This window comes from Cutibacterium sp. (genome assembly GCF_030525615.1).
GTDB lineage: Bacteria > Actinomycetota > Actinomycetes > Propionibacteriales > Propionibacteriaceae > Cutibacterium.
In genome coordinates this window covers 1-12815 of the sequence record NZ_JAUNEJ010000007.1, presented here as the reverse complement: position 1 = coordinate 12815, position 12815 = coordinate 1, and the positions used below count along the sequence as shown (strand labels likewise).

The following is a 12815-nucleotide window of genomic DNA, read 5'->3' as shown; positions in this document are numbered from 1 at the left end:
TGACCACTGTGAGCAAGACATTCGAGGAACTCTTCGCCGAGTTGTCCACCAAGGCGCAGACTCGCCCCGCTGGGTCGGGCACCGTCGAGGAGCTTGACCGTGGCGTGCATGCCATCGGAAAGAAGATCGTGGAGGAAGCCTCCGAGGTCTGGATTGCCGCCGAATACGAGGGCAACGAGAGGCTCGCGGAGGAAATCAGCCAGGAGATTTATCACCTGCAGGTCATGATGATTAAGCAGGGGCTGACCCTCGACGACGTTTACAAGTATCTGTGAGTCTGCGCCTGACCAGTCGGTTTCCCGGATTTTTCAATCTCCCGAGGAGAGTTCATGTCAGATCTGTTACGCGTTGCCGTACCAAACAAGGGTGCCCTGTCAGAAGCGGCGTCTTCGTTGTTGGCGGAGGCCGGATACCGGCAACGTTCTGATCGCAAGGACCTCACCCTGGTCGACGAAACGAACGGGGTGGAGTTCTTCTACCTGAGACCGCGTGATATTGCGGTGTATGTCGGTGAAGGGACTCTCGACATTGGGATTACCGGTCGAGATTTGTTGCTGGATTCCGGTGCGGATGCCACTGAGATCAAAGGTCTGGGGTTTGGTCACTCGCGGTTCCGTTTCGCTGCCCCCAAGGGTCCGCACAACACGGTGGAAGGTCTGGCTGGTAAGCGCATAGCGACCTCGTACCCGGGCCTGCTTGGCAGCTTCTTGACAAAACGCGGTATCGACGCTCACCTCATTCACCTCGATGGTGCTGTTGAATCCTCCATTCGGCTCGGGGTGGCTGACGCCATCGCCGATGTCGTCGAGACTGGGACGACTTTGCGCAAGGCTGGTCTGGAGGTCTTCGGAGACGTCATTTTGGAGTCCGAAGCTGTCCTCATTCAGCGCCGGGGCTTCGCCGGGGGTACCACTTTTGACCACTTCATGCGTCGTATTGACGGGGTTCAGGTGGCCCGCAGCTACGTCATGGTGGATTACGACGTGCCTGCCGAAGCGCTCACCACCGTCACCGAACTAACCCCGGGTTTGGAAGCGCCTACTGTCTCGCCGTTGTCAAAGAATGGGTGGTATGCCGTTCGTGCCATGGTTCCCCGCGAGGCCGTGCAGGGACTCATGGACGAGCTGTGGGACGCGGGTGCTCGTGCCATCTTGTCGACGGAACTGTCTGCTTGCCGACTTTAATCGCCGTTATGGACTGGTACTGATGGCAATGCCGTGAGAGCAATGGTCACGGCATTGCCATCAGCGTCACAGTTGTTTTTGACACCGATCATTCGATTCCGCGCTTGCGCAGGATGGCCTCCAGCTCAGCGTCCTCATCCTTTTCCGCAGCCGGGATCTTCGAAGCGTCGACGGCTCGGGTAGTCGTTCCTTGGTTCTTCCGCGGTTTCTGGGAAGTGGTTTGCTGGGAGTCCTTCTGAAGGGACGCAGAACCCGTGGATGTGGATTGAGGAGAGGCCGTCTTGCTGCGGGCCTGTTTGCGCGCGGCGTGATCTTGACGGCGCTGACGTCCAGTTTCCCGGTCGACCGGGGACATAAATCCAGCGATAAACCAGGTCACCAGGCCGATAGCGATAACGACGACGCCTATCCAAATAGTGGTCGTCATAGCGGTGCCAGCAAACCAATCCACCACCAGGTGAATCGCTCGGACCAGCAGACGCATCAATCCAGTCAGGACCAGACCGATCGGTACGAGAGCCAGACCCACACCGCGTAGCAGGGCACGAAGGGAGCGGCGGAAAAGCCATCCAGAAAGGGCCCACAGCACCGGCAGTATGACCAGGACAATAGTGACGACGGCAACGACAGTCGTTTCGCTCATACTCCAACTGTTCCATACCGCGCCAGAATGTGCGTAGTGTGGCTCGCCCAGCCGTCGGTAAGTTACGCGGCGAGTGTGCCCCAACAATCAGCTAATGTTCGGCAAGTGCCTACTCCACTATCTCCCAGCGGCGGTGACATGGGAGAAGCCGACCCTCGAGTGCGCGCTGCTCTGGCAGCCTGCCTGACCGATGACCCGGACACATACCGCAACGCTTTCCTCGAGGCAGTGTCGACCTTGTGCGCGGGGGCACGCCTGTTTATGCCGGTTATGGCGGACGACGATGGTCAGATCGGTGCCGTCAAACTCACCAATGACCAGGGCAGTACCGCCCTGCTGGCTTTCAGCGGTATCGACTCGTTGACGGCGTGGGATTCCCGAGCCCGGCCGGTTCCCGGCTCGTTGCCCGATGTGGCAGCCACGGTCAGCGAGGTCCAGGCCGATGTCCTTCTCATTGATGTCGCAGGACCGGCACCGCTTGTCCTCGGACCAGATGTCCTCGGTCCACTTGGGCAGGGTGGAAAACTGGTGAAATTCGAGGAAAGCTGGGGCTGGGTTCGCAACCTTTCCTAACTCAGGCCTTCTCACAAGGAGAGTCGGGGTCGCATCTCGGCATGATTCATGCCCCGATTTGGGATGACGTCGTTAGATGCCCTAATATGTCTCGAGCGATCAGTACCGAACTGGTCACGTGGAAGAGGGGGCCTGACCTCCCACCTAGGCGAATGCTCTTTGCCGGGTCATCGAACAGCGAGCCTGAGAGTTCGCTGGAATGCTCGAGTATGTCAGGCCTTCGCATATCCGCGAGGGCCTTTTGTTGTATCTGGATCGCGGAGACGTATTCGCGTCCCCATAGTGAACAGACATCCGGGAGGACCCCATCAGTACTGAACCCCGCATCAACGAGCGGATCCGCGTTCCCGAGGTGCGCCTGGTTGGCCCTAATGGCGAACAGGTCGGCATCGTTAGGGTCGAGCAGGCCCTGCAGCTCGCCCGCGAGCAGGACCTCGATTTGGTTGAGGTAGCTCCGCAGGCCCGACCCCCTGTCGTCAAGCTCATGGACTACGGCAAGTTCAAGTACGAGGCGGCCCAAAAGGCCCGGGAGTCCAGACGCAATCAGGCGAACTCCATCATCAAGGAGATGAAGCTTCGCCCCAAGATCGACGATCACGACTATGAGACCAAAAAAGGTCACGTCCTGCGGTTCCTTAAAGCCGGCGACAAGGTCAAAATCACGATCATGTTCCGTGGTCGGGAGCAGTCGCGCCCCGAGCTCGGTGTCAATCTGTTGCGTCGTCTTGCTGATGATTTGACCGAGTACGCGACTGTTGAGTCCCCTCCCAAGCAGGAGGGTCGCAATATGCTCATGATTCTTGCCCCAACTCGTAAGAAGAATGAGGCCAAGGCAGATCGCAAGGCGGAACGTGATCGTCGGGCCGCCGAGCGCGCCGAGGCCGCCCAGGCTGACAAGGCCTACGAGGCTGCCCAGCGTGCTGCTGCCAATGCCACCAAGAAAAAGAAGAAGAAGGGTCCCGCCGACAACATGGACCCTGACATCGACCTCTGAGCGCTGCTCAGAACCTGGCGGTCCAGTCTTCACTGGTCAGCCAGCCCGGGACCTTCCCTCCGGTTCGCGGGACGACACACATGAACGAATGGAGCCATCTATGCCCAAGATGAAGAGCCACTCCGGAACGAAGAAGCGTTTCAAGGTGACCGGCTCGGGCAAGGTCACCGCTCGCAAGGCAGGCAAGCGCCACCTCAACGAGCACAAGTCCTCGCGCGTTACCCGCCGTCTGACCGGCGAGACCGTGCTGTCGAAGGGCCAGGCCGCCAAGGCCAAGAAGCTGCTCGCCGGCCATCCGGGCCGCTGACGACAACAGACGTCGTCATTGACGACGTTCCCAAGTCCACTGGGCGGCATACGCCCCGAACCAATCCGGGACTGACCCGGGAGATCCAAGGAGAATCACCATGGCACGCGTGAAGCGTTCTGTGAATGCTAAGAAGAAGCGTCGTGAGGTCCTCACACAGGCCTCCGGTTACCGCGGACAGCGTTCCCGTCTGTACCGCAAGGCCAAGGAGCAGACCCTCCATTCGGCCACGTATTCGTTCCGTGATCGTCGCGCCAAGAAGGGCGATTTTCGCTCGCTGTGGATTCAGCGTATTAACGCTGCGTCCCGCGCCCAGGGCATGACTTACAACCGTTTTATTAACGGCCTGAAGAACGCTGGCATTGAGGTCGATCGCAAGATGCTCGCTGAGCTGGCTGTCTCCGACATCGACGCTTTCAACAGTCTTGTTGAGGTTGCCAAGGCCAACCAGCCGCAGAAGGCTGCTGCCTGAGGTGGGAATTACCGACGGGCCGAACGGCGACCGGTTGAGGTGGGACCGCATCTCGAAGGGGTCGCTGCGTTCGGCCCGTCGTCTTTCGGCTCGGCGTGGACGCGAAGAGTCCGGGCTGTTCCTGGTTGAAGGAGCGCAGGCGGTGCGCGAGGCATTGACGTGGCCCGGAAAGGTGAATTTGCTGGCCACATCGGACCCGGTGCGTGACGCCGACTACGTCGAAGCCGCAGAACGTCGTGGAATTCGGGTAGTGCTGCTGACTGCTGAGGACGTCAGTGCGTTGTCCGACACTGTCACGAGTCAGGGTGTCTTCGCGGTCTGCCGTCAGGTTGCCCGTCGGGAATTACCCGACAAGGACGTGCGTCTTGCGGTTATGTGCGCACAGGTTCGCGATCCCGGTAACGCCGGAACAGTTATTCGCTGTGCTGATGCTTTCGGCGCTGATTGTGTGATCTTGACGCGTGGGTCTGTTGATCCCCACAACCCCAAGACGGTCCGGGCTTCGGTGGGATCGATCTTCCATCTGCCGATTGTCGTCGGAGTCGAGCTTTCTGACGCCGTGGCATGGGCCCACGCTCATCAGATGACGGTGTTGGCTGCCGACGGCGGGGGACACAGCCTTGACGCTGTTGCCAGGTCCGGACGGCTCAAACGGCCCATCGCGTGGCTGATGGGAAACGAAGCCTGGGGACTCCCGGGGGCAGACCGTGCCTTGGCAGATGAGGTCGTCGGGGTTCCGATGTGGGGATCTGCGGAGTCACTCAATCTCTCCACTGCCGCCGCTGTGGTCTTGTACGCCACAGCCAGCGAACAACGAGCCTGAGGACCGCAGGACGACCACGAACCTTTGACGGCGCAGAAACCACTAGAATTGTAGTGATCGACGTCAGTCGCACACTCGCGCTCGGAGACGGGCGCTTTTCCAACGTCAACCCATCAGGGGGAAGGCCCATGAGTGGCCCCAACACGAATTATGACCCAGTCCAGGTGAGCACCCTCGACGCCGACCAGGTCAAGGCCCGGGTAGCCGAGGCTTTGGAGGCGATTGCCGGGGCGTCCACGACTGCCGAGCTCAAGCAGGTGCGTATCGCCCACACCGGCGACAAGTCTCCGCTGGCTCTGGCCAACCGCGAGATTGGAGCGCTGCCTCCAGAGGCTCGTAAGGACGCCGGAAAACGAATTGGCCAGGCGCGTGGTCGGGTCAACCAGGCTCTCAACGCTCGCCAGGAAGAGCTTGCCGAGGCAGAGCTGGAGGCCCGTCTCGCGGCTGAGACCACCGACGTCACCTTGCCGGTCGTCACCTCGCCGCAGGGGGCTCCACATCCGATCACAGCCCTCATTGATGATGTCTGCGATGTGTTTACTGCGATGGGTTGGGAGGTCGCAGAAGGCCCCGAGGCTGAGTCCGAATGGTTCAACTTTGACGCACTGAACCTCGGCACCGACCACCCGGCTCGCGCCCTTCAAGACACGCTGTGGCTGGACCCGGTCAGTGACGGCAAATGTATGCGCACGGCTACCAGCCCGGTGCAGATTCATACCTTGCTCAACCAGAAACCGCCGGTACGCATTATCAGTCCCGGCAAGGTTTTCCGTGCTGACGAGTACGACGCAACACACCTACCGGTCTTCCACCAAGTCGAGGGTCTGTGCGTCGACAAGGGCATTACGATGGGCCATCTCAAGGGCACTATTGACGCCTTTGCACGCGCCATGTTTGGTGACGTTCGTACCCGATTCCGCCCCCACTACTTCCCGTTTACCGAGCCTAGCGCCGAGGTCGACCTGGAGTGCTTCGTGTGTCACGGTGCTTCCGTCGGCAATCCCGACCGTCCGTGCCGTACCTGTCGATCCGAGGGATGGATCGAATGGGGCGGGTGTGGAATCGTCAACCCGCGCGTGCTCATCGCTTGCGGAATCGATATCGACATCTACTCCGGATTTGCCTTCGGAATGGGCATTGATCGCACGGTGATGTTCCGCAACAACGCCCCTGACCTGCGCGACTTTGTCGAGGGTGACGTCCGATTCAGCCGCTCACTCAAGGGAGGAGCACGATGAAGGTTCCCATGTCATGGCTACAGGCCATGGTCAACTTGCCTGACGGCACGACCACTGAGCAGGTGGCCAAGGCCCTCACCGACCACACTGCAACTGTCGAGAAGGTTGAGGTCGTCGGTGGCGAGCTGACTGGGCCGATCGTCATCGGCCGTATCCTGTCTTCAGTTCCCGAGCCGCAGAAGAACGGCAAGATCATCAACTGGTGTCGGGTCGATGTCGGCCCGCGCTACAACGCCGAGGGGCATCCCAAGAATATTGAGGAAGGCGTCGAGGGGCGCGGCATTATCTGTGGTGCTCCCAATGCTGTCGAAGGAGCTTGGGTCGTCGTGTCCCTGCCCGGGGCGGTGCTACCCGGTGGATTCGCGATTAGCGCCCGCAAGACGTACGGCCACATGTCTGACGGTATGCTCTGTGCCGCCGATGAGCTGGGTATCGGTGTCGATCATTCCGGCATCATCACCCTGCCTCCCTCCGTCGAGGGACACCAGTTGATCCCCGGCGAGGACGCCATGCCAATTCTTGGCGTTCCCGAGGACGTTCTCGACGTTGACGTCACCCCGGATATCGGCTACTGCATGTCAGTGCGTGGTATAGCCCGCGAGGTGGCTCACGTCATGTCGGTGCATTTCCCCGATCCCTATGATGAGGATCCGATCGGCCCGGTCCAAGGCTCGGTCAGCGTGGACATCCAATCTGATGCCTGCAGTCAGTTCGTCGCACTGCCGGTGAGCGGTCTGGACCCACACGCCCCGACCCCGCGTTTCATATCCGACCGTATTACCCGTGCGGGAATGCGTCCGATCAGTCTGGCCGTCGATATCACCAACTACGTCATGTTGGAGTCCGGTCAGCCCTTGCACGCCTATGACGCCGACAAGGTGAGCGGAACCATCGTCGTTCGAAAAGCTCACGAGGGAGAGCACCTGGTCACCCTCGATGACACCGAGCGAACCCTCGATCCCGATGACTTGGTGATCGCTGACGATTCGGGTGCCATTGGTTTGGCTGGTGTCATGGGTGGCGCTTCCACTGAGATGACTTCCGAATCGACGTCGATCATTCTGGAGGGTGCCCACTTCGATCCGACGACAGTCGCTCGCGCCTACCGACGTCACAAGTTAGGTTCGGAGGCTTCACGTCGGTTCGAGCGTGGCGTTGACCCGGTGTGTGCTCATAGTGCTGCGGTCCGTGCCGCTGAGTTACTGGCTCAATACGGTGGCGCGACAATCGGTGAGCCGACAGTCGTTGGTGAGGTTCCAGAAATGCCGCACCAAACCATTAGTGCTGAGCTTCCTGGCCGCATTCTCGGCACCAAGGTGCCGACGGAGGAGGTCATCGAGATCCTCACCCGTTCGGGTGTCAAGGTCACTGCTCTCGGCGACTCTCTCAGTCTTATCCCCCCCACCTGGCGCCCGGACCTGGTTGATCCCTATGACTACGTGGAGGAAATCGGGCGCAAGATCGGGTTCGAGCGAATCGAGCCAGCTTTGCCGACGAGCTTGGGGGCTGCCGGTCTGACGAGGGCTCAGCAGGGTCGTCGTCGTGTCCTGCGGTCGATTGTCGACGCCGGATTTGTCGAGCTCATCACCTTGCCCTTCATCGGGGACAAGGATCTGGAGACCCTCGGGATCAGCGCGGATGATCCGCGTCATGCGACGGTGACTCTTGCGAATCCTCTTGACGATACCCATCCCTACCTGCGTACCAGTCTGCTGCCGGGGCTCTTCCATGCGGTGGCGACAAATATGTCAAGGTCTCAGGAGGACTTGGCGGTGTTCGAGAGCGGTTCGGTTTTCCGTGCTGTGACTCCGGCCAAGGCCCCCCGTCCAGGTGTTGATGAGCGTCCCTCCGACGAGGTCCTTGCTGAAATCGACGCTGCTTTGCCGGCCCAGCCGAGGATGCTTGCTGCGGTGATCTGCGGCAACTGGTTGCCCGACCGTTGGGACGGTGGGTCAGTCAAGGCGGACTGGCGTCACGCGGTGCTGGTGGCCCAGAAGGCTGCTGACGCTCTCGGTGTCACCCTGGAACGCAAAGCTGACCATCAGGCGCCGTGGCACCCAGGTCGATGTGCCGCCCTTGTCGTAGATGGGACGGTCATCGGTCACGCCGGTGAGTTGCACCCCACCGTGGTCTCACAAGCTGGTCTCCCGGAGCGCACCTGCGCCGTTGAGTTCAACCTCGATACTTTGGTGGCCGCAGCTCCTCATGGCGGTCAGGTTAAGACCATTTCGGGTTTCCCGGTGGCCAAGGAGGACGTTGCCCTCGTCGTCGACAAGTCGGTCGCCAGCGAAGACGTCCGTCAGGCTCTCATCGAGGGAGCCGGTGAGCTGCTGGAGTCCGTTGAGCTGTTTGACGTCTATGAGGGTGAACAAGTCGGTGAGGGACACAAGTCTCTGGCATTTAACCTGCGGTTGCGTGCGGTTGATCGCACACTCACCGACAGCGAGGCGGCTGAGGCCCGTGACGCTGCGGTGGCTCGCGCGGAACAGGCTTGTGGAGCAAAGCTGAGGTCGTGATACCTCTTGACACATACGGAGCGAGGGGCCGATGTGTCGGCCCCTCGTACTGTGTTCAATGCTGTGCTGCGAACAGGGCGGCTCAGGCGTTCGCCGGGTTTTCGCTGCCAATGCCACGGTGACGAATCGGAACCGCGTTGACGGGCAGATCGGGGGAGTAGTGCGAGTCGTTGTGGACCAAAGGCTGGCCATCGGCTCCCTCCGGAACGAAACCCCCATCTTGAATCATGTCGAGGTCTGCAGCGCCCGCAGCTCCCTCACTGGTGAGGTAGTCGCCCAGGAAGATCGAGTTGACGACTTCGAGAGCTAGCGGCTGCATTGTGCGGATGTGCTGTTCACGTCCAGCAGCAGCACGCACTTCGGCGTCTGGATGCACGAAGCGCACCATCGCAAGACGTTTGAGGCACCACTGCGGGGTGATGTGCTGGGCACCACCTGCGAGGGGAGTTCCCTCGAATGGAAGCAGGAAGTTGACGGGAACCGAGTCCACCTTGTGCTTACGAAGGTCGAAGATGACGTCGACGAATTCCTCGTCGGTTTCGCCCATGCCGGCGATCACGCCCGAGCACGGAGATAGACCGTTGCGTTTAAGGATGTCAACGGTGTCCATGCGGTCCTGGTAGGAGTGGGTGGTGCAGATCTGCCCATAGTGAGAACGAGCGGTATTGGCGTTGTGGTTGTAGGCGTCGGCACCAGCCGCCTTGATGGCGGCAGCCTTGTCGTCATCGACGAATCCGAGACAGACGCAGACCTCGACATTGGGATGGTCTGCCTTGAGAGAACGCACCATGGCATTGACACGCTCGACGTCACGCTGAGAGGGTCCATGGCCGGAGGCCACCATGCAGACGCGGCGTGCTCCGCCAGCGATACCAGCCTCGACGGCTTCATGCACCTTTTGTGGATCGGCCCAGGAGTACTTCATGATCTCGGCGCGCGAACCGAGGCGCTGAGAGCAGTAAGAACAGTCCTCGGGGCACAGCCCAGATTTGAGGTTGACCAGGTAGTTAAGGCGTACTCGGTTACCGAAATAGCGGCGACGAACCCTTCCGGCAGCAGCGATGATCGACATGAGTTCGTCATCGTTGCTGCGAAGGATCTCGAGAGCTTCCCTGCGGGTGATCGGCTCCCCTTTCAGGCCACGGTCAGTCATGTCGGCTAGATTCAGCAATGTTCTGGTCCTTCCGAGACTGGAGACGTCCTGAACGCTGTTCAGGATTGAACAGAGTTCAATTTAGTCGATGAGGTTCGGTCTGTGTGGGCGACCCCGACGAAATGTTGAGTGTGAAGGAGTCACCGTGAGTCTGACCAAGGCAGACGTTGTGCAGGCGGGGGTTGAGATTCTTGATACCTACGGACTTGGTGACCTCTCTATGCGTCGGTTGGCTGACCGGCTCGGAGTCAAGGCCGGCGCTCTGTATTGGCATGTTGCCAACAAGCAGAGTCTGCTGGCTGCTGTGAGCGACGAGATTCTGTCAGTGGCCGGAGGTCCGACGTCGTTACCGGATGTGGACGTCGATCTTGACGCCGGAGTTGATGAGTGGGCGCGATGTTTTCGACGGGTTTTGCTGGACCATCGTGATGGGGCGGAATTGGTTGCCTCGACCATTTCAGTAGGGCTGGGGGAGGTCGACCCTACGGTGAGATTACGGGAGTTTCTGGTGGCTCATGGTTTTGATGTCGATGGTGCTGGAGGAATCTGCCGCGCCATCGTCCACCTTGTCCTTGGCCACACTATGGAAGAGCAGACGCGTTCTCAATTGCACGATCTGGGCGTCATGGGAGAGGTTGACCCCGCTCGGCAAGAGAGGGATTTCGACCTGGCCATGAGAATCTTCATTGCCGGCATGGACACTGCGCGCTAAAGCGTGGGGTGGACTCGGGCGGCTATATTGATGCATACTTATGTGGCGTAATGAATGTTTAGCATCCACTTCGGTGGGTCGCGGTCAAGGAGGTTCCATGAGCGAGGGGCACTCCGCACCGACGTCACGTGCAGCGCGACACGCTCGCATCCGGGTCCTGATTCAAGAGGGAAGAATCTCCTCTCAAGCTGAATTGGGTGAGATTCTGGCTTCTGAGGGGTTTGTTGCCTCCCAAGGGACTCTGTCCCGCGATTTGGTCGAGATCGGAGCGGTCCGAGGTCGCGATCATGCGGGAAACCCGTGTTATTCAATTCCTGAGGGGAGCCATCCCTCGGATGTGACGACGGGATCGCCGGCCTGGATCAAGCTGGCGCGAATGACCAAGGAATTGTGTACCGGGGTGCAGAACAACGAGTACCTCGTGGTGCTCAAGACCCCGCCAGGTGCTGCTCAGTATTACGGATCTGCCATCGACAAGGCTGGTTTAGAGATCGTCTTGGGGACGATTGCCGGCGATGACACCATCGCGTTGATGTGTGCTAGTGGGGTCGACGCCGGAGAAGTCGCAGACGCTTTCTCTCAGATGGCCGTCACGGGTGCCCCGGCCGGCATTCTTACGCGTCCGGCGCATACCTGAATGAACGTGCGGGCCTTTGATGCGGCTGGGGTCGGTAGACTGACGCCCAGTTGACCCCGAGGGGGTCGTAGACGAGAGGAAGATGACGTGTCGGATCTGTTGGACGACCTGGAGTGGAGAGGGCTTGTTGCCGATTCCACCGACCGTGAGGCATTGGAGGCCCATCTCGCCCAAGGACCCGTCACTTTCTATGTGGGTTTCGATCCGACCGCGAAAAGCCTGCACATCGGACATCTCGTGCAATTGATGCTGGTGCGGGCTTTGCAGGAACGTGGCCATAAACCACTACTCCTTGTCGGTGGCGCAACTGGTCTTATCGGCGATCCAAAGATGACCGGTGAGCGTCAGATGAACGACCGCGCAGTGGTTGCCGAGTGGGTTGAATCCATCAAGGACCAGGTGAGCAAGTACGTCGACACCGAGGGGCCACATGCTGCTCGGATCGTCAACAACTATGACTGGACGGTCCAGTACACGGCTCTGGACTTCTTGCGCGATGTCGGGAAGTACTTCTCAGTTAACCGAATGCTGGCTCGTGACGTCGTGGCCCGACGTCTTGAGAGTGGTATTTCGTACACGGAGTTCAGCTATGTCCTGTTGCAGTCACTGGACTTCTATGAACTTCACAAACGTTACGGCTGTACCCTGCAGACCGGCGCTCAGGATCAGTGGGGGAATATCACCGCAGGTGCGGAGTTCATTCGTAAGACGACCGGTGACGTCGTCCACGGCTTGGTGACCCCGTTGCTCACCAAGGCCGATGGCACTAAATATGGGAAGACGGAGTCCGGGACGGTCTGGGTCGATCCGGAGCTGACGAGTGCATATGCCTTCCATCAGTTCTTCCTCAACGCAGAGGATGCGAAGGTCATTGACTACCTCAAGATCTTCAGCCCACGTCCCCGAGAAGAGATCGAGGAGCTGGCCCGTAAGACCAAGGAGGAGCCGTGGCGTCGTGCTGCTCAGCACTGCTTGGCTGACGACCTTACCGATTTGGTTCATGGTGTGGAACAGCGCAAGGCTGCCGAGGCTGCAGCGCAGGCTATCTTCGGACGCGGGGAGCTTCGTGACCTTGACGAAAAGACGGTGATCTCTCTGGCCGATGAACTCGGGGCCGCTCACTGTAAGGGTAGGGAGTATCCGACGATTGTCGACGCGATGGTTGCGGCTGGGGTCGTCGATACCAAGTCCGCCGGAAAGCGTGCTGTTACAGAGGGCGGCGCTTATCTCAACAACGTTAAGGTGACTGATCCAGATCAGCGTCTTACCGACGACGACTTCCTGTGCGGCCGGATAGCCTTGGTCCGTCGCGGTAAGAAGACAGTGGGCGCATTGACTCGTTGAGCGTCGTGACGACCTGATGTGTCCGGGGATCGCCGTACCTGCGGTGGTTCCCGGACAGTTGTACGTGGTCACTGGACACCTCTGCGACGCAGTATCGAAATGAGCGATCGTGCACCTCATTGGATGTGATTTGCGTGGTGGGTGGGGTGTGTGTAGTGTGTGGTGGGCTGCTGGGGGCTGCTTGTGTGGTGGTTTTTGGTGGTGGTTGTGCCGGGGTGT

At 59.9% G+C, this 12815-nt stretch carries 14 protein-coding genes; 12 read left to right on the top strand and 2 right to left on the bottom strand.

The annotated features are described in order from the left end of the window. The first annotated feature begins 8 nt into the window (after positions 1-8). Positions 9-275: a phosphoribosyl-ATP diphosphatase gene (locus tag Q4B98_RS09460; protein WP_303197036.1), complete on the top strand. Its 267-nt coding sequence runs from the start codon at positions 9-11 to the stop codon at positions 273-275. A gap of 54 nt (positions 276-329) precedes the next feature. Beyond that, entirely contained in the window at positions 330-1184 is an 855-nt protein-coding gene (hisG, locus tag Q4B98_RS09455; protein ID WP_303197034.1) for an ATP phosphoribosyltransferase, read from the top strand. Positions 1185-1272: 88 nt separating this feature from the next. Here the strand turns inward: hisG and Q4B98_RS09450 are convergent, their stop codons facing one another. After that, entirely contained in the window at positions 1273-1827 is a 555-nt protein-coding gene (locus Q4B98_RS09450; RefSeq protein WP_303197032.1) for a hypothetical protein, read from the bottom strand. Positions 1828-1965: 138 nt separating this feature from the next. Between Q4B98_RS09450 and Q4B98_RS09445 the strand changes: the two genes are divergently transcribed. From Q4B98_RS09445 to pheT, 7 genes are all read left to right on the top strand, one after another. Further along, positions 1966-2400 (top strand): SseB family protein, encoded by a 435-nt coding sequence (locus Q4B98_RS09445; protein ID WP_303197121.1) that lies wholly within the window; start codon positions 1966-1968, stop codon positions 2398-2400. Between the two features lie 352 nt (positions 2401-2752). Then, positions 2753-3394: a translation initiation factor IF-3 gene (gene infC, locus Q4B98_RS09440; RefSeq protein WP_303197030.1), complete on the top strand. Its 642-nt coding sequence runs from the start codon at positions 2753-2755 to the stop codon at positions 3392-3394. A gap of 100 nt (positions 3395-3494) precedes the next feature. Then, entirely contained in the window at positions 3495-3701 is a 207-nt protein-coding gene (gene rpmI / locus Q4B98_RS09435) for a 50S ribosomal protein L35 (protein ID WP_303197027.1), read from the top strand. Between the two features lie 100 nt (positions 3702-3801). Further along, positions 3802-4173: a 50S ribosomal protein L20 gene (gene rplT, locus Q4B98_RS09430; protein WP_303197026.1), complete on the top strand. Its 372-nt coding sequence runs from the start codon at positions 3802-3804 to the stop codon at positions 4171-4173. Between the two features lies 1 nt (position 4174). After that, on the top strand, positions 4175-4996 hold the full coding sequence (locus Q4B98_RS09425) for an RNA methyltransferase (protein WP_303197024.1): 822 nt from the start codon (positions 4175-4177) through the stop codon (positions 4994-4996). 128 nt (positions 4997-5124) lie between these two features. Then, a complete protein-coding gene (pheS, locus tag Q4B98_RS09420; protein WP_303197023.1) occupies positions 5125-6234 on the top strand; it encodes a phenylalanine--tRNA ligase subunit alpha in 1110 nt (369 codons plus the stop codon). Continuing rightward, positions 6231-8750 (top strand): phenylalanine--tRNA ligase subunit beta, encoded by a 2520-nt coding sequence (gene pheT / locus Q4B98_RS09415; RefSeq protein ID WP_303197022.1) that lies wholly within the window; start codon positions 6231-6233, stop codon positions 8748-8750. The genes pheS and pheT overlap by 4 nt, the downstream gene beginning before the upstream one ends. 82 nt (positions 8751-8832) lie before the next feature. On the opposite strand, the gene bioB is transcribed toward pheT, so the two are convergent. Beyond that, a complete protein-coding gene (gene bioB, locus Q4B98_RS09410; protein ID WP_303197119.1) occupies positions 8833-9984 on the bottom strand; it encodes a biotin synthase BioB in 1152 nt (383 codons plus the stop codon). A 64-nt stretch (positions 9985-10048) separates the two neighbouring features. Between bioB and Q4B98_RS09405 the strand changes: the two genes are divergently transcribed. The 3 genes from Q4B98_RS09405 to tyrS all read left to right on the top strand — a co-directional run bounded on the left by Q4B98_RS09405 (position 10049) and on the right by tyrS (position 12596). Beyond that, complete coding sequence (locus tag Q4B98_RS09405; protein WP_303197021.1) at positions 10049-10615, top strand: TetR/AcrR family transcriptional regulator C-terminal domain-containing protein; 567 nt, start codon at positions 10049-10051, stop codon at positions 10613-10615. A gap of 97 nt (positions 10616-10712) precedes the next feature. Continuing rightward, complete coding sequence (locus Q4B98_RS09400; protein WP_303197020.1) at positions 10713-11252, top strand: arginine repressor; 540 nt, start codon at positions 10713-10715, stop codon at positions 11250-11252. Positions 11253-11339: 87 nt separating this feature from the next. After that, the gene (gene tyrS / locus Q4B98_RS09395; protein ID WP_303197019.1) at positions 11340-12596 is read left to right on the top strand and encodes a tyrosine--tRNA ligase; all 1257 of its coding nucleotides are present in this window, start codon (positions 11340-11342) and stop codon (positions 12594-12596) included. Positions 12597-12815 lie beyond the last annotated feature (219 nt).

Excerpts from the sequence above, each read along its gene's own strand:
- hisG (WP_303197034.1), top strand. The coding sequence starts at position 330 with ATGTCAGATCTGTTACGCGTTGCCGTACCAAACAAGGGTGCCCTGTCA.
- Q4B98_RS09450 (WP_303197032.1), bottom strand. The coding sequence starts at position 1,827 with ATGAGCGAAACGACTGTCGTTGCCGTCGTCACTATTGTCCTGGTCATA.
- Q4B98_RS09445 (WP_303197121.1), top strand. The coding sequence starts at position 1,966 with ATGGGAGAAGCCGACCCTCGAGTGCGCGCTGCTCTGGCAGCCTGCCTG.
- rpmI (WP_303197027.1), top strand. The coding sequence starts at position 3,495 with ATGCCCAAGATGAAGAGCCACTCCGGAACGAAGAAGCGTTTCAAGGTG.
- rplT (WP_303197026.1), top strand. The coding sequence starts at position 3,802 with ATGGCACGCGTGAAGCGTTCTGTGAATGCTAAGAAGAAGCGTCGTGAG.
- pheS (WP_303197023.1), top strand. The coding sequence starts at position 5,125 with ATGAGTGGCCCCAACACGAATTATGACCCAGTCCAGGTGAGCACCCTC.
- pheT (WP_303197022.1), top strand. The coding sequence starts at position 6,231 with ATGAAGGTTCCCATGTCATGGCTACAGGCCATGGTCAACTTGCCTGAC.
- Q4B98_RS09400 (WP_303197020.1), top strand. The coding sequence starts at position 10,713 with ATGAGCGAGGGGCACTCCGCACCGACGTCACGTGCAGCGCGACACGCT.